We start from the raw sequence: 18086 nt of genomic DNA, 5'->3' as shown, positions 1-18086 counted from the left end.
GGCCGTCGGTACAACGGGAAGATGACCACTGCAGAGCCACTCCAGGCCATCGTGCCCGGCACACCAGAATTCGCCGAGCTGCTCGCCCAGATCAGGTCCGGCGCCAAGGACCGAGATCTCAACGACGAGAATCCCTTTGACCAGGTCGATACGCTCAAGCGGGCGGGTTTCGGCACCCTGCGTCTTCCCACAGAGCTTGGTGGCGCCAATTTCACTATCCGCCAGCTATTTTCGACAGTGATCGACGTCGCGGCAGCCGATCCCATTGTGGCGCATATCTTCCGCACCCACTTCTGGTTCGTCGAAGAGCGCCTACGCGCCCTCACCGAGCCGCGGTCGCGCCAGTGGCTGGCCAAGGTCGCCCATGGCGCGATCGTGGGCAACGCGTTCAGCGAGAAGGGCTCGAACGCCGTCGGTAGCCTGGTGTTCAACACCCGGTTGCTGCCCGTTCCCGGAGGCTACCGGCTCTCCGGCGAGAAGTACTACAGCACCGGAACGCTGTTCGCCGACTACCTGACCGTCACCGCCACCACCGACCACGACTCGGTGGCCACCGTGATCGTGCCCGCCGACCGGGACGGCGTGCGGCTGATCGACGACTGGGACGGCTTCGGCCAGCGCCGGACCGGCACCGGCACCACGATCTTCACCAGCGTCGACGTGGCACCCGACGAGGTGTTGAGCGACACCCCCTACGACGCCGAGCCGGTGCCGACCGTGCAGTACGCCTCGCTGCAGCTCTACATCCACGCCATCGTCGCCGGCGTGCTGCAGACGATCGTCGACGACGGTGTCGAGCTGCTGCGCTCGCGGACCCGCAGCTTCAGCCACGCCCTGGCCGAGAGCCCGGCCGACGACCCGCTGTATCAGCGCCAGCTCGGCGAGCTGGCCAGCACCGCCGCCATCGCCCGGGCCGCGGTGCTCGACGCGGCGTCGGCGGTCGAGGCGGCAACCGACTCGCTGCGTGACGGGGTGCCCGACGCCGATCTGGCCGTCGAGGCCCAGCTCAAAGTAGCCAAGGTGAAGGTCCACCTCGACGATGTCGCGCCCGCGGCGGCCAGCCGGCTGCTCGAGCTCGGCGGGGCCAGCGCCGCCAGCCGTCAGCGCAATCTCGACCGGCATTGGCGCAATGTCCGCACCATCACCCTGCACAATCCGGTGGCGTACAAGGCGCGCGTCATCGGCCAGAACCTGTTGCACGGCACACCGATCCCGGCCAACGCCTACTTCTGAGCGCCCTCTCGCCCAAACCGACATTTCGCCGCGAAAGTGCGAGTAAAACCAGCCATTTCGTCGATCTCGACATCCCTGATGGAGCCACCATGACCCGACAACTGCACCTGGGCGGATTCCAGATCGCCTCCCAGGTGACCCACTCCCACGCCGCCTGGCGCCACCCGGCCACCGACACCGGGTTCCTCACGCCGGAGTACTACCACCGCATCGGACGGATCCTGGAGCGGGGCAAGTTCGACTTCTTGTTCTTCGCCGACCTGCTCGCCGCGCCGGTCCGCTTCGGCGACGGTATCGCCGAGCCACTGCGGCGCGGAACCCAGGCGACCGCCACCCTGGATCCGTCCATCGTGGCCGCCAGCATCGCCGCCGTTACCTCTCGACTGGGGTTGGCGATCACCAAGTCGGCCACGTATTTCCACCCCTACGAGTTGGCTCGCATCTTCGCCAGCCTCGATCACCTCACCCGCGGCCGGGTGGCCTGGAACATCGTCACCTCGCTGACCCAGGGCGAGGCGCAGAACTTCGGCCACGACGACCATCTCGGGCACGAGTTCCGCTACGAACGCGCAGACGAGTTCGTCCGCACCGCGGTGGAACTGTGGTCGAGCTGGCAGCCCGACGCCTTGGTGCTCGACAAGGAATCGGGAGTGTTCGCCGATCCCAGCCGCATAAGGCACGTCAACCACCACGGCCAATACTTCCGGTCCCGAGGCCCGCTGAACGTGCCGCACTCCCCGCAGAGCCGACCGGTGCTGATTCAAGCCGGCTCGTCGAACACCGGGAAGGACTTCGCCGCCCGCTGGGCGGAGGCGATCTTCGAGATCGACCCCACTGCTGAGGGCCGGCGCGCATATTACGACGACATCAAGTCGCGGGCCGTGAACTTCGGCCGCGACCCGGACAAGGTCCTGATCTTCCCGGCATTCATCCCGTTCATCGGCGAGACCGAATCCATCGCTCGCGAAAAGCAGGCCTACCACAACGAGCTCGCGGATCCGATCTCCGGACTGATCACGTTGAGCGTGCACACCGACCACGACTTCTCCGGTTACGACCTGGACGCTCCGGTCGAGGACGTCCAAGTCAGCGGCACCCAAGGGCTTTTCGACGCCGTACGCCGGGTAGCCAACCGGGACAGCCTGACTTTGCGAGATGTCGGCGCATGGTATGCGCAGGGTGTGCTGCTCCCCCAGTTCGTCGGTACCGCCGCGCAAGTGGCCGACCAGATCGAGGAATCGTTCCGCGCCGGCGAGGCCGACGGGTTCATGGTGTCGTCGGCGACGACACCGGGGACCTTCAACGACTTCGTCGACGCGGTGGTGCCGGAGTTGCAGCGGCGTGGCCTGTTCCGCACCGAATACACCGGAACGACGCTGCGTGACCACCTCGGACTGGGCGACGTCGCCGACTCGAAGGTCGGTGCCCACTCCGTGCCGCTGTCCGCCTGAACCTGAGCCTCTGTGATTTCGGCGCGCAAACCGTCGCTCAGCGAACGTGTGCGCGCCGAAATCGCAGAGAAAGGCCCCAGTGTTAGGGGAGAAAGTCCTCAACCAGCCGCGGGATATTCTGTCGATGAGGTCTCCGTCGTACGTTTGGTGACGGAGCATCATGACCGAATTCATGCGCAACACAGACGCCTTCACCTGGTCGATGGAGGCCGATCCACGGCTGCGATCCACCGTGGTGACAGTCATCCTTCTCGACCGGTCGCCCGACTGGGACCTGGTGCGGGCACGATTCGATCTGGTCAGCCGGGAGCTGCCGATGTTCCGCCAGCGGGTGGTGAACTCACCGCCACCCGCGCCGCCGCGCTGGGAGTACGCCCCGGATTTCGATCTGGACTACCATATGCGCCGGGTTTCCGCGCCCGAGCCGGGCAATCTCGACGGTGTGCTCGAGATGGCCCGGCTGGCGGCAATGGCCGATTTCGACCGAGCCCGCCCGCTGTGGGAGGCCACGCTCATCGACGGACTCGACGACGGCGGCGCGGCGGTGCTGTGCAAGTTCCACCACGCTCTGACCGACGGGGTCGGCGGGGTCCAGATCGCGATGACGCTGTTCGACCTCACCGAGGATCCGCGTGCGATGGGCGCCGTCCCGGACGAGCCGGTGGCGCCTGCCGCCGAGCCGCTGGCGGGTTATCGCGACGCGCTGCGCTACAACGCAGGCCTGGTCGGCAAGGTGGTGGCCGAATCTGTGAAGATCGCGCCGCGGTTGCTGCTCAACACGATTCGACAACCACTGCAGACCGCGGAGTCGGCAGGCGAGCTGGCCGCCTCGGTGTACCGGACCGTTCGTCCGGTCAACACCACGGGCTCGCCGTTGATGAAGAACCGCACCCTGATTCGTCGGCTCGGGGTACTCGACGTCCCGATGCCGCGGCTCCGTGAGGCCGCGCATCGCAGCGGCGGGGCGCTCAACGATGCGTTCGTCGCGGGGGTGGCGGGCGGCCTGCGCCGCTACCACGACAAGCACGGCGTCGGCGTCGGCGATCTGCACTTGACGATGCCGATCAGCCTGCGCAGCGACGGTGACGACATGGGCGGCAATCGGATCACCCTGATGCGCTTCGACGTCCCGGTCGGGGTGGCCGATCCGGCCGCGCGCATCAGCGGCATCCACGAACGTACCGGCCGGGTGCGCCACGAGAAGTCGTTGCCCTACACGCAGTTGATCGCGGGCGCCCTCAACATGATGCCGCGCTGGTACATCGGGTCGATCCTGCGTCACGTCGACTTCCTGTGCAGCGATGTGCCGGGCGTTCCGGTGCAGGTGTATCTCGGCGGCGCCCGGGTGCGCGGTCAGTACGCGTTCGGCCCGACCATCGGCTCGGCAGTCAACGTCACGCTGTTGACCTACGTGGACACCTGCTCGCTCGGGATCGATGTCGACACCGGCGCGATCCCGGACTTCGAGGAGTTCTACGACTGCCTGGCAGCGGGTTTCGACGAAGTCCTGGCGCTGGCGGACTAGTACTGCCCGCTCAGGCGGTCAGCTCGATGACGTGGGCGTCCTGCACTCCTAAGTAGCGGGTCGGAGTACAGGTCAGCACAATCACCTGGCCGTGGTCTCCGACGGTGTCGAACACCGCACCCATCTTCGTCAGCCGCTCGGGATCGGTGAAACCCAGGGCGTCATCGATGACCACCGGCACCGAGTCCTCCTTGGCCACCAGCGCGGCTCCAGCCAGCCGGGCCAGGATGCCGAGTTGTTCCTTCGCGCCGCCCGACAGCGATTCGTAGGGCACGGTGCGGCCGTCCACCGTGCGGTTGCAGATGCGCAGGTCGCTGTCGACCTCGACTTCGAATGTCGGCCCGAACACCGGCCGGCCGAGTCGTTCGATCTCGGCACGGAACGGCGCGACGTAGCGCTGCCGGGTGGTGTCCCGGTGCCGGGCCATGACCGAGCGCAACAACTGCGCGGCCCGCGCCCGCCGCGACACCCGCGCATGCTCGGCCATGGCGTGCTCACGGGCGATCTGGGCGAGGTCCAGGCTGCCCTTGCGCCCCTCGGTGCCCATCACCCCCAGTTCGACGGTGATGTCGTTGAGCGCCTGCCCCACCGCGGCGTGCTCGCGCTCCAGGTTCGCGGCGGCATCCTTCGCCGAAGCCAGCTCCGCGTGTACGGCAGCGGGATCCGCGGCCGCGTACCGCTGTGCCAGCGCGGCGACCGCGAGGTCGGCCTGCTGCTGCGCCTCGGCGTCGGCCACCGAGCGGGCGGCGATCTCCTGGTCACCGACGTCCGCGCGCAGCGTGGCCAGACGCTGTGTGGCGGTGTCGAGCTCACCGGTGGCGTCGGCCAGCTTCGCCCGCAAAACTGTTGTCGCCGTGTGCTTCTGCGTGAGCAGGGCGCTGGCCTCGGCCGCCGCGCGCTCGTGCAGATCGGCCTGGGCGCGGGCGTTCTCCCGGGCCGCGATGGCGGCGACGAACGCCGCGCGCGCCGCAGCGTTGTCGATGCCGCCGGTGAGCAGTTCGGGGGTGATCGCCGCGCGCAGCGCAGCCAGCCGACCGCGCATCTCGCTGACCCCGTCGCCGTCGCACAGCCCGGCCAGCGTCGCCGCCACCTGATCGCGGTCGGCGGTGAGTTCGCGGCGGCGCCGCTCGACCGTCCGCGCACCTTCGAGGTCGGCGGCGCCGCCCTGTTGCAGCGCTTCGGCCAAAACGCGTTGCGCGGCATCGAGTTTGGCGCGCGCACTGGACGTGGTCGCGCCGGGATCGATGCGCACCCTCAGCAGCCCCGGCAGTTCGACCGTGGTCGACGACGAACTCGCCGGCGCCCAGCGCTGCCCGGCAGACAAGCCGACGGTGTGCTCCCCCACCGTCAGCTCGAGGTCGGCGACCGCGGTGAACTCCACCGTGGTCGCGGTCAGCGCGAGTTGCGCTTCGATCCGCTCGACCAGGGCCGCAGCCGATTCGATGTCGGCCATCACCTCCGCGGTCAGCGCGATCTCGGCAAGCTGACGGGTCAGCTCGCGCAGCTCCCGCTCGGCGGTCTCGATCCGCTCGAGCCGGGCCGTCAGCCGCTGGGCTTCCGCGCTACTGGCCAGGGCATCGACCACCCGGCGCGCCTCATCGGCCGCAGCGTCGGCGGCGGCCACCGCCGCGGCCGACTCCGCCGCTGCCGCAGCGGCCAGTTCGGCGACCTCAGCGGCGGTGGACTCGGCCTCCAGCGCGTCACGAAGCTGTGCTTGGACCTCGCCGAGCGCCGCGGTGCGCGCGGCCACCTCGTCGCGCAGCCGGAGCCGTTCGGCCTGCGCGGCGCTCGACGCGGCGCAGGTGCCCTGCGCCGCGGCGGCGACGAGCTCGGCCTGCCGCAGCTCGGCGGCGAGCTCAGCCAGTGCGTCGGCCGCCGCCTGCGCGGCGGCCACCCGACCCGCGACGTCCCGCCGTCGATCGGCCAGGCCGGAAAGCCGTTCCGCCAGTTCGGCATGCCGGTGCACCCGCTGGTCCACTTCAGCGACCGCGGCGGCGCACCGCGCCACCTCCTCCTCGGCACTGCGCAGCTGGGCGAGCGCCGCCGCCCACTCGCCCGTCGGCCTGCCGGTCGCGGTGAAATACCGGCCGTACTCGGTGTCGATGCGCTCGATCAGGAGCGGTTCGCTGCCCGACAGCGCCGCATCGTCACCGGCAGCCAGGTCCAGCGCACGCGAGAGCGCATCGCAGCCGGACAGATCCACCGCCGCGGTCGAGCTGGTCTGCAACACCCGCTGCGCATGCCACAGGCCGGTGTCCACCGTCTCGGACAGCATCGCCAGCACGCGGTCGTGAGCCTCGTCGCCGGTCAGCTGTTCGCGGCGCGGCGCCAGAACTGTCAGCTCGGTCTCACACTTCTTGTGGAACCGCTTGCGGTACACGAAACGGTATGGGCCCGTGCTGATCTCGGCGGTCACCTCCGAACCGACGTCGGCGTGGGTCGGTTTGACCTGCTTGACTTCCTTTTTGGTCGACCGGTCCTTGGACTCGAGCAGCAGGTCGAGCGCCTCGATCATCGAGGTCTTGCCGATCTCGTTGGCGCCGCAGACGACCACCACGCCGTGCTCGGGAAATTCGATGTCGCGGTGTGCGATTCCGCGGTAGTTGGTCAAGACAAGCCGGTGCAGTTTCACGCCGCACTCCCGCCGGCCAGCCGCAGCAGCAGCCCCAGCGCACCCTGGGCGTCTTGGGCCGCATCACCGTCACCGCTACGGGCGGTGCTGACCAGTTCCTCGACCGCAGCTGCCGCGAACCCGCCGATCCCGAGATCGTCGAATTCCCCGTCGGCAGGCATCACCGCGATGCTGGTGTGCCGCTCCCAGGTCCCCAGCCAGGCGAACAGCCGCGCGTACTTGTCCAGGCAGGCGTCCAGCGCGGCGCGGTCGGTGACGGTGAGCGAGCCGGTCAGTCCCAGCCGCACGACCGTGCGCTCCTTGTCCGGCAACAGGTCGAGGTTGAGGTCCAGATCGGCGATGTCGCGGCTGTCGTCGACCTGGCGGTGCAGCGTGACGAACCGCCACCGGCCGACGTGCTGCGCCTCGACGGTCACCGGATGGGCGGGCTGCGCCTCGTCGATGTCGACCACCAGCACATGACCCGGGTCGGCCTCGACGTCGTCGAAATTGGTCACCTCGGGCGAACCCGAGTACCAGACCCGTCCACTGTCGCCGACGCAGGTGCGAGAGTGCTTGTCCCCCAACGCGACATAGTGCACCGCACCGCGGCCTACGGCATCGGTCAGATTGGCCATCGCGATCAGCGAGGGCTTGCCCGGATCCGGATCGAGCACGTCCACCCCGCCATGGGCCACCAGGATGCGGATGGTCCCGTCGGCGGGCAGGTCGGCCAGCACCGCCGCCGTCAGGTCGACCGTCGGCGCCTTGGTCCGCCAGGGGGCGACGACCAGCTGCACGCCCGGACGCACCTCCCACACCCCCTCGCGGTCCAGGACGATCACATTGTCCGGGCACTCCGCCGCGAACAGCGCGCTGGTGTACACCGACGAGGCGTCCAACGGATCATGGTTGCCGGGCAGCAGATACACCGGAACGCCGATGGCTCGCATAGCTTCCAAGGACTGACTGATCACCTTCGGGGCGAGCTGATTGTGCTCGAAGACGTCGCCGGCCACGACGACGAACTCCGCCGAGGTCTGGGCGGCCAGCGCCCCGAGACCGGCCACCGCGTCGCGGCGGGCCGCCGAGTAGCGCGGCTGGGCTTCACCTTCCAGGAAGTGTCGGGTCATGCCGAGCTGCCAATCGGCGGTGTGCAGAAATCGCATCCCGGGGCCTCCTTCCCGTCTCCTCGGACAGTGTTGCGGCGAGTGTATGGCGCGGCGCCGACAAGTCCGCGGACCTCGACCGGCATGTGCGCGAACGTTCTAGCCTTTAGTGCGTGACTGCCGCCAAACGGACCCTGATACTGATGCGCCACGCCAAGTCGGACTACCCCGGCGGGGTGGCCGACCACGACCGGCCGCTGGCGGCCCGCGGTATCCGGGAGGCCGGTCTGGCCGGCGACTGGCTGCGGGCCAACCTCCCGGCGATCGACCTGGTGCTGTGCTCCTCGGCGACCAGGACGCGGCAGACCCTCGACCGCACCGGGATCGACGCGCCGGTGACCTACTCCGAGCGGCTCTACGGCGCCACCGCGGGAACGATGATCGACGAGATCAACCAGGTCGCCGACGAGATCGCGACGCTGCTGGTGGTCGGTCACGAACCCACGGTGAGCCACGTGGCGCTCGGCCTGGCCGAACCGAACCGGTCCGACCGCGCAGCCGCCGAGCGCATCTCGATGAAGTTCCCGACGTCGGCCATGGCCGTGCTGGGCGTGCCCGGCGGTTGGCCCGGCCTGCAATTGGGCAGCGCCGAACTGACCTCGTTCCACGTACCGCGCTGAGCCGGCCTAGGAGTTCGTGGCGAGCGTCAGCTCCATCAGCTTGATCGCCTGCCCGCACGCGTCGATACCCGGCGCCTGCGGGTTGACCCACCATCCGACGACGCCGCCCGCATCAGAGGCCACCCCGCAGCCGCCGTTGGGGTCGGATGTCCGCATCACGATCGACGGCACACCGGCGATCGAGCGGTTCTCGATCTGGTACTTCAGGAACTGGCCGACCGCCCGCTCGTTGTCGAGGCTGCCCTGCTCGTACCAGAACCGGGTGATGTCGACCAGACCGGCCGGGTTGGCGGCCTGCCAGCGGCAGACCGCGCCGACGAACGTGCTCTGGATGTCGAGCGGATCGGCGCCCACGGTCTTGGCCAGGATGTCGGTGGTCAGGACGTCGCACTCTTTGAGCAGGTTCGGGTACTGCTGCGCGGAGTTGTCATTGCGCGGGACGGTGCCCGAGCCCGACTTCGCCGCAGTTCCGTCGACCGTGCGCGCACAACCGCTGACCACGGCCAGCGCGGAGAGCACCGCGAGCACCGCGGCAGCCGAGCGGCGGGGGCTCATTTGGCGTTCACGATCGATTGCCGGGTCAGTTCCTTGGCCACGTCGCAGGCCGGCGGAAAGGGCTTCTCGGCGAAGCTGACCGACCACTCGATGAAGTCGTCGTCGAACTGGATGCCGACCTCGCACAGGTTGTCCCCCAGAGTCGGATCGGTGCCGACCGCGATGAATCCGCTGTGGCCCTCGATGTTGATGTCTTCGACGCTGGTCCGCGACAGCTCCTCGGTCTTGCGTTCACGCCCGATCGGGCTGCCCCGGTACCAAGTGAAGGAGAAGTGCGGCCCCAGGATGCCGCCGCCGGCCAGCCATTGGCAGCCCACCGAGTTCTTCGCCGTGTTCACCAACCCGGTGACCCGGGTCTGCTCGGCCATCGTCTGGTCGGTGATGCCCCCGCACTCGGGGAACATCGGGCCGTGCTTGGCGTTGCCGGCCTGCGGCGCCGGGGCCGCAGTGGGTGCCGGCTGACCCGGGCCGCTCCCCGAGTCCGAGGAGCATGCGCCCAGCGCCGGAATCGCCACGGCGATGGCCACGGCCCCCGCGGCCACCGTGAGTTTGCGCGTCGCTGTCATGCGCACCTGCTGCGTGTCACAGCATGCACTGTAGCGGCCACCCCTTGCCGCAACCACCGACATGCCGGTTGACCTGCCGCTTTGCCACACATTCCCGGGATGGCGGCCGACAGGGCGCGGCCCGTGGAGACCGATGGCGGCGCGTCGGTATGCGACAGTAGCGACATGCTCCTGGGACTGCTGCGACAGTATGTCCGGCCGTACCGGTGGCTGGTCGCGGCGGTGATGGCGCTGCAGACCATCAGCACACTGGCGTCCTTATATCTGCCCACCGTCAATGCCGCGATCATCGACGACGGTGTGGCCAAGGGCGACACCGGCCTGATCGCCGAATTGGGCCTGGTCATGCTGGCCGTGACCGGACTGCAGGTGGTGTGTGCGGTCGGCGCGGTCTATTTCGGTTCGCGCACCGGCATGGGGTTCGGCCGCGACCTGCGCTCGGCGATGTTCCACCACGTCACCACGTTCTCCGAACGCGAGACGGCGCGCTTCGGTGCGCCGTCGCTGCTGACCCGGACCACCAACGACGTCCAGCAGATCCAGGTGCTGATCCAGATGACCACCACCGTGCTGGTGACCGCGCCCATCATGTGCGTCGGCGGCATCATCATGGCGATCCACCAGGACGCCGGGCTGGCCTGGCTGCTACTGGTCAGCGTTCCGGTGCTGGCCGGTTCCAACTACTGGATCGTGACGCGGATGCTGCCCATCTTCCGCGGGATGCAACGCCTCATCGACGGCATCAACCGGGTGATGCGCGAACAGCTCTCCGGTATCCGGGTGATCCGGGCCTTCGCCCGCGAGTCCTTCGAGCGCAACCGGTTCGCGGTCGCCAACCGGGCGGTCTCCGACACCGCGCTGGCCGCCGGACGCTGGCAGGCGCTGATGCTGCCGGTCACCACGCTGACGATCAACATCTCCAGCGTCGCGCTGATCTGGTTCGGCGGCCTGCGGATCGACACCGGGCACATGCAGGTCGGCTCGCTGATCGCGTTCCTGTCCTATTTCATGCAGATCCTGATGGCGGTGTTGATGGCCACCCTCATCCTGGTGATGCTGCCCCGCGCGGCGGTGTGCGCCGAGCGGATCACCGAGGTGCTGGGCACCCAGACCGCGATCGGCCCTCCGGCGGCGCCGCAGCGTCCCGACGGCCCCGCGCGCGGTGTCGTCGCTCTGGACGCCGCGACGTTCTGCTACCCAGGGGCCCAGCGCCCGGTCCTGGAGGGCGTGTCGTTCACCGCCGAGCCCGGGACGACGACCGCGATCGTCGGCAGCACCGGTTCCGGCAAGTCGACGCTGATCGCGCTGATCTGCCGGCTCTATGACGTCACCGACGGCGCGGTTCGGGTCGATGGCGTCGACGTCCGCGACTACGACCCCGAAACCCTGTGGTCGACGCTGGGCCTGGTCCCGCAGCGGGGCTATCTGTTCTCCGGCACCGTCGCCGAGAACGTGCGGATGGGTGCGGCGCCGGGACAGCTCGTCAGCGACGACGACATCTGGTCGGCGCTGCAGGTGGCCGCCGCCGACGACTTCGTGCGGGCCCACCGCGACGGGCTGAACATGCGGGTGGCCCAGGGCGGCATCAACTTCTCCGGCGGCCAGCGCCAGCGGCTGGCGATCGCCCGGGCGGTGGTCCGGCACCCGGCCATCTACCTGTTCGACGACGCGTTCTCGGCACTGGACGTCCACACCGATGCGCGGGTGCGCGCCGCACTTGCAGAGGTCTCCGCAGACGCGACCGTGATCATTGTTTCCCAACGCATTTCGACGGTGATGCAGGCCGACAACATCGTGGTGATCGACGGTGGCCGGGTGGTCGGCGCAGGCACCCACGACGAGCTGCTGGCCGAATGCGACACCTATCGCGAGTTCGCCGATTCCCAATCCGTCGGGGTCGGGGGCACGCCGTGACCGGTCCGGCGATGCGCGGCGGCGGGATGCGCACGCTGGCCCAGGACCCCCGGCAGGCCCGCTCGCGCGACTTCACCGGATCCGCGCTCCGGTTGCTCCGCCGACTCACGCCGCAACGGTGGCCGACGGCGGCGGTGATCGCGTTGTCGGTCGCCGGAATCGCCTTGGGCGTCATCGGTCCCCGCATCCTCGGGCACGCCACCGATCTGTTGTTCAACGGCATCCTCGGCAGGCAGTTGCCAGCCGGCATCACCAAGGAACAGGCCGTCGCCGCCGCCCGAGCCCGCGGCGACAACACTTTCGCCGACCTGCTGTCGGGAACGAACGTGGTGCCCGGCCGCGGTGTCGACTTCACCGCGGTGGGCCACACGCTGCTGCTCGCGCTGGGACTGTACATCGTTGCCGCACTGTTGGTCTGGGGCCAAGCTCGGCTGCTCAACGTGATCGTGCAACGCACCGTCACCGCGCTCCGCGCCGAAGTCGAGGACAAGGTTCACCGGCTGCCATTGTCCTACTTCGACTCCCGCCAGCGTGGCGAGCTGTTGAGCCGGGTCACCAACGACGTGGACAACATTCAGTCGTCGGTGTCGCTGACGATCAGTCAGCTGCTGACGTCGGTGCTGACCGTGGTGGCGGTCCTGGCGATGATGCTGAGCATCTCACCTCTACTCGCGTTGATCACCGTGGCGACGGTTCCGTTGTCGCTGTGGGCGACTCGGGTGATCGCGCGACGGTCGCAGCGGATGTTCGTCGCGCAGTGGACCAACACCGGCCGGCTCAACGCGCACATCGAAGAGACCTACAGCGGCTTCACCGTGGTCAAGACGTTCGGACATCGCGCCGCCGCCCAGCAGAAGTTCCGCGACTTCAACGACGACGTCTATCACGCCAGTTTCGGCGCACAGTTCCTCTCCGGGCTGGTGTCCCCGGCGACGACGTTCATCGGCAACCTCAGCTATGTCGCGGTGGCGGTGGTCGGCGGCTACCAGGTCGCCACCGGCCAGATCACACTCGGCAGTATCCAGGCCTTCATCCAGTACGTCCGCCAGTTCAACCAGCCGCTGACCCAGGTGGCCGGCATGTACAACTCGCTGCAGTCTGGGGTGGCCAGCGCGGAACGGGTTTTCGACTTCCTCGACGAACCCGAAGAATCTCCGGACGCACCACACGCCGTTCCCGGCGATGCCCGCGGGCGGGTCGAGTTCCAGAACGTCTGGTTCAGCTACCTACCCGGGACGCCCGTGATCGAAGACCTGTCGCTGGTCGCCGAACCGGGCGCCACGGTGGCCATCGTCGGACCGACCGGCGCCGGCAAGACCACCTTGGTCAACCTGTTGATGCGGTTCTACGACGTGGACTCCGGGCGGATCACGCTCGACGGAATCGACATCACCGATGTCAGCCGGGAGTCGCTGCGCGCGCGGATCGGCATGGTGCTCCAGGACACCTGGCTGTTCGGCGGCACCATCGCCGAGAACATCGCCTACGGCAAACCGGACGCGACAGAGGACGAAGTGATCGAGGCGGCGCAGGCGGCCTACGTCGACCGGTTCGTCCACACCCTGCCTGACGGCTATCAGACCAGAGTCAGCGACGACGGCGGCAACATCAGCGCCGGCGAGAAGCAGTTGATCACCATCGCCCGGGCCTTCCTGGCCCGTCCCCAGCTGCTGATCCTCGACGAGGCGACCAGTTCGGTGGACACCAGGACCGAACTGCTAATCCAGCACGCGATGACCGAATTGCGCCGGGAACGAACCAGTTTCATCATCGCCCACCGCCTCTCGACGATCCGCGACGCCGACAACATCCTGGTGATGGAGGCTGGTCGGATCGTCGAGACAGGAAGCCACGCGGAGTTGCTCGCGCGCCGCGGGCGCTATTACGCGATGACCCAGGCCTAGCTGTCCGCGCCGCCGGCGCCCGCCCGGCTCGGGACTGGGCGGCCGCCGTGGGAGCGCACGTGTCGGCGACCGGAGGAACCGACCCCCGACGGCCGGGCCCCGGTCGGGTCTGTGGCCTTCGGGGCCCCGGTCGGCGTGCCCTTGCGCACCGTACGCGGCGAGCGCCCGGTCGCGCGGATGCCCGCCGGTACCCGGACGGCCGATGCCCTGGCTGGGGCGCTGACCGCCGGGACGGCCCCGACCGGCGGCGCCGCCGCGGGCGTGGCCACCCCGATATCGCGGAGGGCGGCGTCGACGCCGCTGCGCACGGCCGAGACCAGATCGAAAGCGACTGTGGCCGGGTCGATGTCGGGGAACAGCCCGAACTTGGCCGGCCGGCCGTACGGCACGCTGCGGTCGTAGCCGAGTTCGACGAGAACCCGCAGCGTCGGCTCGATCAGATCGGCCAGCGGTGTGGTGAGCATCGACAGACCGCTCCATTTGCCGAACGACCGCAGCGGGACCACCAGCGGAAGGTGCTTGGCCGGGATCGTGATGTACACGGTGTCGCCGTAGATCTGCTGATTGGCCGGTGACTGATTGGCGCTGTCGAGTTCCTGCTCGGTGTATCCGACCGGCCCGGTGATGTAGCTGCTGTGAATCGCGGCACCGGCAACCAGGTTCAGCATCGCGAACACATTCAGCGGATATCGCGGGAAGTCGGCGATTCCATCGTATTGGCAGGCGATGTCGATCGTCTTGATACCGGCATCGGTTGCGGTGGCGCCACTGCCGGAGAGACCGATGACCGGGATGGTGAACGGTGCGATGCGCTCGAGCAGACCGCCGTTGGGTCGGTTCGGGTTTGCCACCAGCACGAAGACCAGCCGCTTCTTCTGGGCGTCCGACAATGCCGACAGGCGGTCCTTCTCCAGCGACAGGATGGTCGAGCTCTGTGAATCACCGAAGACCACGACCGGCTCGGAGTCGGCGGAAAGATGGTGCAGCAGAGCATCGTCGACGATATCGAGACCGCGTGAAATCGACTGATCGATCGTCATGTCCCGCCAGCCCGACAGCGGCCAAAACTGTTCTGGAGTCCGCACCGGAGCGACCGTGCACGGCTGCGTGCCACACAACGTGGTCGGTTTGACGAAGAATTCCATGGCGCCGCGGACATATTTCGGCTGCGCCGAATCAGGGATGAACGTGGTCCCGAGAACGATCGCCGTCGCCGCCCGCACCGGCTGCGCCACCGATACCCCGATCACACCGAGTACGGCCGCAACGACGGCGGCGAACACTGCCGACGACCCTCTGCGCGCGCACTGTCGACTACTGAACACAGCCGGCCCCTCCCCCCGAAGCAGCTCTCAGGCAGAACTATCGCTCGGGTGGAAGTGGCGCAAAGCAGTAGTGCGCTACTGCATTTCCGGGTCGGGCTACAGACCGGGCCCCTCGGCACGCAGGTTGTCGACCTCGCTCATCGCCGAACGCAACTTGGCCAACCACTCTTCGGCGTGTTCGCCGACCAAACGCACGCTCCAGGCGAGCGCGTCCGACCGGGACCGCGCGACACCGGCGTCGACCAACGTGTCGAGCACCTGCCGCTCGGGTTGCTTGAGTCTGGTCATCACCGGAACGGCGATGTGGGTGAACAGGATTCGCTCGGGATTCGCCGGGTCACCGACCTCCACTCCCCAGGACACCTTGCGGCCGTACTTGTCTTGAGCTTCCTCAGCGATCCGAATCCGATCGGACCGGGTGTCCTCCCGGAACCGCGACGCCCGGCCCGACGCACGCGCCTCGCTGGCCGGCGTGTCGGTGGGTTCCGGCAGCCGCCCGATGACGGTGATCTCTTCCCGGTCGACGATGACCGTGGGGTCACCGACGAACCAGCCGTCGGGAAGTCGGCCGGCGAACCATTCGCCGGCATCGGACGCGTCGGGCTGGTCGGCCTGCTGCCACCCGCCGGGGCGACCGGGCCGACGATGCATGTACTGATGTTTCATGTATTACATGATTACACCATTACACCGTATGTCAGCGGTCCTTCGCTGAGGGTGAACGGTGTTCAGCAAGTGGCGGCGGTTCTCCTCAGGTCCGGCGACACGGACCGTGTTCGGACGATCCCCAGCTCATGGTCGGCGACGTCGACACCGTCATCTGGTGCCACGATCAGCGCTGAAACCCCGACCGCTCAGGGGTTTTCGGAGCGACGGGCGCGAAAGAGCTTGACCTCGTCCTCGATGCCCTTGAGGTGGCGTGCCCGGGCAAACGACCACCGGAAGGAATCGTCGTCACCGATCGCCTCCCGAGCCGCCTCGGACACCAGCACCGAACCCGGGCGGGCTGCCGAGGTGACCCGGCTGGCCAGGTTGACCGGGCTGCCGAACCAGTCGCCGGCGCGGCTCACCGCCGGCCCGTAGGAAACGCCCACCCGCAGCTGCGGCAGCGCCTCGTCCGCCTCGGTGGCCTCCACGAGGGTCAACATCGCATCGAGCAGCGCCGACGCATTCGTCGACACCAGCATCACCGCGTCCCCGATGGTCTTGACGAACCGCACCGGTCGCACCGCGACGTCGCGGGCGGCGTCGCCCAGCCGGTTGGCGAGTTGCTCGAGCTCCTCGGGCGGAACGATCTCGCCGAGCCTGGTGAACCCGACGAGGTCGGCGAAGGCCACCGCCACCAGACGGGCACCGGGCAGCGGAGCGCCGGCGGCCCGCTCGTTGGCGTTGACCGCCTCGGTCTCCATCGCGTGCCGCAGCTGCAGCGCCAGCATGTCCTGGACCATCGGCCCGAGCAGCGGAGCCGCGGCGGCGACCAGCTCCTTCGCACCGCGGGCCATCTCGAGTTCGGTCGTCCCCGGGTGTCGCATCGTCGTCGCCACCGCGGTGTAGCGCATCGCCTCGGCCGCGTGCGAAAGCCCTTCGGCCAGCAATCGGACCACCGTGAGCAGCTGATCGGCGTCGATACCGAGATCGAGAAAACGCTTGATGTGCACCGCCGTCTCGGCGTCGGGGCGCAGGAACACCGCCGCGTCCGGGTCGTCGACGGTCGACAGCCCGCTGGCACGTTGGAAGCGGGTGAGCAGATCGATGTCCAAACCGGTGCTCTCACTGATCTGGCGGGCTGACAGGCGGGTGCCGTCGTCACCGAAAATCCGGCGTCCGGGCAGCAGCATCGGCGCGAACGAAGCCCGGATCTCCTCGACGGTGATGCCCTGCTCGAGCAGCCAGACGATCAGCTCGGCACGCTGGGCGCGGGCGTCGCCCGTCAACCCGTCGAGCAGCCCAGCAGTCTCCGGGTCGACGGCGTCGGTCACCGACCCAACGTATACCGTCGGTGCCGATGCCACGATCCCCGCTGCTGCACGGTCTGCCGCCGATCGGCTCGCCGACTGCACGGGTGCTGATCCTCGGCAACATGCCCAGCGCGCTGTCGCTGGCCGGCGGGCAGTACTACGGCAACCCCCGAAATGCGTTCTGGCGCATCATCGCCGACCTGTTCGGCGGCACCCCCGACGCGCCGTACGACCAGCGGATCGCGGTCCTCAACCGGCACGGCATCGCTGTCTGGGACGTGCTCAAGCACTGCAGACGGGTCGGCAGCCTGGACTCCGCAATCGAACCGGACAGCATGGTGGCCAACGACTTCGGCGCATTCTTCGCCGCCCAGCGTCACGTCGAAGAGGTGTACTTCAACGGCGCAGCCGCCGAAGCAAACTTCACCAGGCTAAACCTCGACCTGCCCGTGCGCGGGCACCGGCTGCCGTCGACGAGTCCGGCCCACACCATGGCCTATGCCGACAAGCTGGCGGCCTGGCGAGTGGTGGCCTCCGGCGTCCGATAAGCCGTCGGCACGGCGCGCACCCGCCTATTCTCGTTGAGTGGGGGTCGAATCGACGACGTGCCGATCATGCGGCGCCCACCCGCGCGCCGGCGCACGATTCTGCGACTCGTGCGGTGCACCACTGATCGACGCCGATCTGCCTGCCGAGTACAAGCAGGTCACGGTGCTGTTCGCCGATGTGGTGCGGTCCATGGACATCGCCGCGGCGCTGGGGGCCGAGCGGCTGCGAGAGATCATGACCGGCCTGGTCCTGCGGGCCACCGCGGTGGTGACCCGCTACGGCGGAACCGTCGACAAATTCACCGGCGACGGCATCATGGCGGTCTTCGGTGCACCCGCGGCCCTCGAAGACCATGCGCTGCGCGCCTGCCTGGCGGCGTTGGACATGCAGAAGCAGGCGCGGGAGCTGGCCGCCGAGATCGAGCGGGTCGACGGGCTGCCGTTTCAGCTGCGGGTCGGCCTGAACTCGGGCCAGGTGATCACCGGTGACATCACGTCGAGCCCAACAAGTTACACCGCGGTCGGTGAACAGGTGGGGCTCGCGCAGCGGATGGAGTCGGTCGCCCCGCCCGGCGGGGTGATGGTCAGCGAATCCACCGCAAATCTGGTGGCGGACATCGTCGATCTCGCCGATCCCGAACTGGTTCACGTCAAGGGCGCCCATGCGCCGATGACCGCCCGACGCCTACTGGGGGCGTCGGGCCGGC

The 18086-nt window shown here is 68.5% G+C and carries 15 protein-coding genes; 8 read left to right on the top strand and 7 right to left on the bottom strand.

The features are described 5' to 3' along the window. Window positions 1–21: 21 nt before the first annotated feature. The 3 genes from MSZK_RS20600 to MSZK_RS20590 all read left to right on the top strand — a co-directional run bounded on the left by MSZK_RS20600 (window position 22) and on the right by MSZK_RS20590 (window position 4209). The gene (locus MSZK_RS20600) at window positions 22–1233 is read left to right on the top strand and encodes an acyl-CoA dehydrogenase family protein (RefSeq protein ID WP_099250482.1); all 1212 of its coding nucleotides are present in this window, start codon (window positions 22–24) and stop codon (window positions 1231–1233) included. A gap of 89 nt (window positions 1234–1322) precedes the next feature. Continuing rightward, a complete protein-coding gene (locus tag MSZK_RS20595; RefSeq protein ID WP_099250481.1) occupies window positions 1323–2684 on the top strand; it encodes an LLM class flavin-dependent oxidoreductase in 1362 nt (453 codons plus the stop codon). Between the two features lie 160 nt (window positions 2685–2844). Beyond that, window positions 2845–4209 carry a wax ester/triacylglycerol synthase domain-containing protein gene (locus MSZK_RS20590; protein WP_099250480.1) on the top strand — a complete coding sequence of 455 codons (1365 nt, stop codon included), beginning with the start codon at window positions 2845–2847 and terminating at the stop codon, window positions 4207–4209. Between the two features lie 10 nt (window positions 4210–4219). On the opposite strand, the gene MSZK_RS20585 is transcribed toward MSZK_RS20590, so the two are convergent. Further along, on the bottom strand, window positions 4220–6841 hold the full coding sequence (locus MSZK_RS20585) for an ATP-binding protein (RefSeq protein WP_099250479.1): 2622 nt from the start codon (window positions 6839–6841) through the stop codon (window positions 4220–4222). Then, window positions 6838–7989, bottom strand: coding sequence for an exonuclease SbcCD subunit D (locus MSZK_RS20580; RefSeq protein WP_099250478.1), 1152 nt, complete (start codon window positions 7987–7989; stop codon window positions 6838–6840). The genes MSZK_RS20585 and MSZK_RS20580 overlap by 4 nt, the downstream gene beginning before the upstream one ends. A gap of 113 nt (window positions 7990–8102) precedes the next feature. Here MSZK_RS20580 and MSZK_RS20575 point away from each other — a divergent pair, with 113 nt between their 5' ends. After that, window positions 8103–8609, top strand: a complete 507-nt coding sequence (locus MSZK_RS20575; RefSeq protein ID WP_099250477.1) for a histidine phosphatase family protein — start codon at window positions 8103–8105, stop codon at window positions 8607–8609. A 6-nt stretch (window positions 8610–8615) separates the two neighbouring features. Here MSZK_RS20575 and MSZK_RS20570 read toward each other — a convergent pair whose 3' ends face one another. Both MSZK_RS20570 and MSZK_RS20565 read right to left on the bottom strand, forming a co-directional pair. Further along, on the bottom strand, window positions 8616–9164 hold the full coding sequence (locus MSZK_RS20570; RefSeq protein WP_099250476.1) for a DUF3558 domain-containing protein: 549 nt from the start codon (window positions 9162–9164) through the stop codon (window positions 8616–8618). Next, window positions 9161–9730, bottom strand: coding sequence for a DUF3558 domain-containing protein (locus tag MSZK_RS20565; protein ID WP_233211420.1), 570 nt, complete (start codon window positions 9728–9730; stop codon window positions 9161–9163). Before MSZK_RS20565 ends, MSZK_RS20570 begins: the two co-directional genes overlap by 4 nt. 165 nt (window positions 9731–9895) lie before the next feature. Between MSZK_RS20565 and MSZK_RS20560 the strand changes: the two genes are divergently transcribed. Together MSZK_RS20560 and MSZK_RS20555 are read left to right on the top strand one after the other, a co-directional pair. After that, window positions 9896–11644: an ABC transporter ATP-binding protein gene (locus MSZK_RS20560; protein WP_199203417.1), complete on the top strand. Its 1749-nt coding sequence runs from the start codon at window positions 9896–9898 to the stop codon at window positions 11642–11644. Window positions 11645–11655: 11 nt separating this feature from the next. Next, window positions 11656–13548, top strand: a complete 1893-nt coding sequence (locus MSZK_RS20555) for an ABC transporter ATP-binding protein (protein ID WP_099250513.1) — start codon at window positions 11656–11658, stop codon at window positions 13546–13548. Here the strand turns inward: MSZK_RS20555 and MSZK_RS20550 are convergent. From MSZK_RS20550 to MSZK_RS20540, 3 genes are all read right to left on the bottom strand, one after another. Next, window positions 13545–14831, bottom strand: coding sequence for a PE-PPE domain-containing protein (locus MSZK_RS20550; RefSeq protein WP_099250474.1), 1287 nt, complete (start codon window positions 14829–14831; stop codon window positions 13545–13547). The two genes, MSZK_RS20555 and MSZK_RS20550, sit on opposite strands and share 4 nt — an antisense overlap. Window positions 14832–14969: 138 nt before the next feature. Next, on the bottom strand, window positions 14970–15539 hold the full coding sequence (locus tag MSZK_RS20545; RefSeq protein WP_099250473.1) for a hypothetical protein: 570 nt from the start codon (window positions 15537–15539) through the stop codon (window positions 14970–14972). Between the two features lie 188 nt (window positions 15540–15727). Beyond that, window positions 15728–16852: an adenylate/guanylate cyclase domain-containing protein gene (locus MSZK_RS20540; RefSeq protein ID WP_099250472.1), complete on the bottom strand. Its 1125-nt coding sequence runs from the start codon at window positions 16850–16852 to the stop codon at window positions 15728–15730. A 26-nt stretch (window positions 16853–16878) separates the two neighbouring features. On the opposite strand from MSZK_RS20540, the gene MSZK_RS20535 reads away from it, so the two are divergent. Further along, window positions 16879–17379 (top strand): DNA-deoxyinosine glycosylase, encoded by a 501-nt coding sequence (locus tag MSZK_RS20535; protein ID WP_099250512.1) that lies wholly within the window; start codon window positions 16879–16881, stop codon window positions 17377–17379. Between the two features lie 37 nt (window positions 17380–17416). After that, window positions 17417–18086 (top strand): adenylate/guanylate cyclase domain-containing protein (locus MSZK_RS33145; protein WP_304528961.1); only part of this gene is annotated, 670 nt, incomplete at its 3' end.

The sequence above is a fragment of the Mycobacterium sp. shizuoka-1 genome (assembly GCF_002723835.1).
GTDB lineage: Bacteria > Actinomycetota > Actinomycetes > Mycobacteriales > Mycobacteriaceae > Mycobacterium.
Note: the sequence above shows the minus strand (reverse complement) of the source record. Positions and strands in the feature narration are given on the sequence as shown.

What these genes read in the sequence shown, in the direction of transcription:
- MSZK_RS20600 (WP_099250482.1), top strand. Translation starts at nt 22, where the DNA reads ATGACCACTGCAGAGCCACTCCAGGCCATCGTGCCCGGCACACCAGAA.
- MSZK_RS20545 (WP_099250473.1), bottom strand. Translation starts at nt 15,539, where the DNA reads ATGAAACATCAGTACATGCATCGTCGGCCCGGTCGCCCCGGCGGGTGG.
- MSZK_RS20580 (WP_099250478.1), bottom strand. Translation starts at nt 7,989, where the DNA reads ATGCGATTTCTGCACACCGCCGATTGGCAGCTCGGCATGACCCGACAC.
- MSZK_RS20595 (WP_099250481.1), top strand. Translation starts at nt 1,323, where the DNA reads ATGACCCGACAACTGCACCTGGGCGGATTCCAGATCGCCTCCCAGGTG.
- MSZK_RS20565 (WP_233211420.1), bottom strand. Translation starts at nt 9,730, where the DNA reads ATGACAGCGACGCGCAAACTCACGGTGGCCGCGGGGGCCGTGGCCATC.
- MSZK_RS20570 (WP_099250476.1), bottom strand. Translation starts at nt 9,164, where the DNA reads ATGAGCCCCCGCCGCTCGGCTGCCGCGGTGCTCGCGGTGCTCTCCGCG.
- MSZK_RS20555 (WP_099250513.1), top strand. Translation starts at nt 11,656, where the DNA reads ATGCGCGGCGGCGGGATGCGCACGCTGGCCCAGGACCCCCGGCAGGCC.
- MSZK_RS20560 (WP_199203417.1), top strand. Translation starts at nt 9,896, where the DNA reads ATGCTCCTGGGACTGCTGCGACAGTATGTCCGGCCGTACCGGTGGCTG.
- MSZK_RS20535 (WP_099250512.1), top strand. Translation starts at nt 16,879, where the DNA reads ATGCCACGATCCCCGCTGCTGCACGGTCTGCCGCCGATCGGCTCGCCG.
- MSZK_RS20590 (WP_099250480.1), top strand. Translation starts at nt 2,845, where the DNA reads ATGACCGAATTCATGCGCAACACAGACGCCTTCACCTGGTCGATGGAG.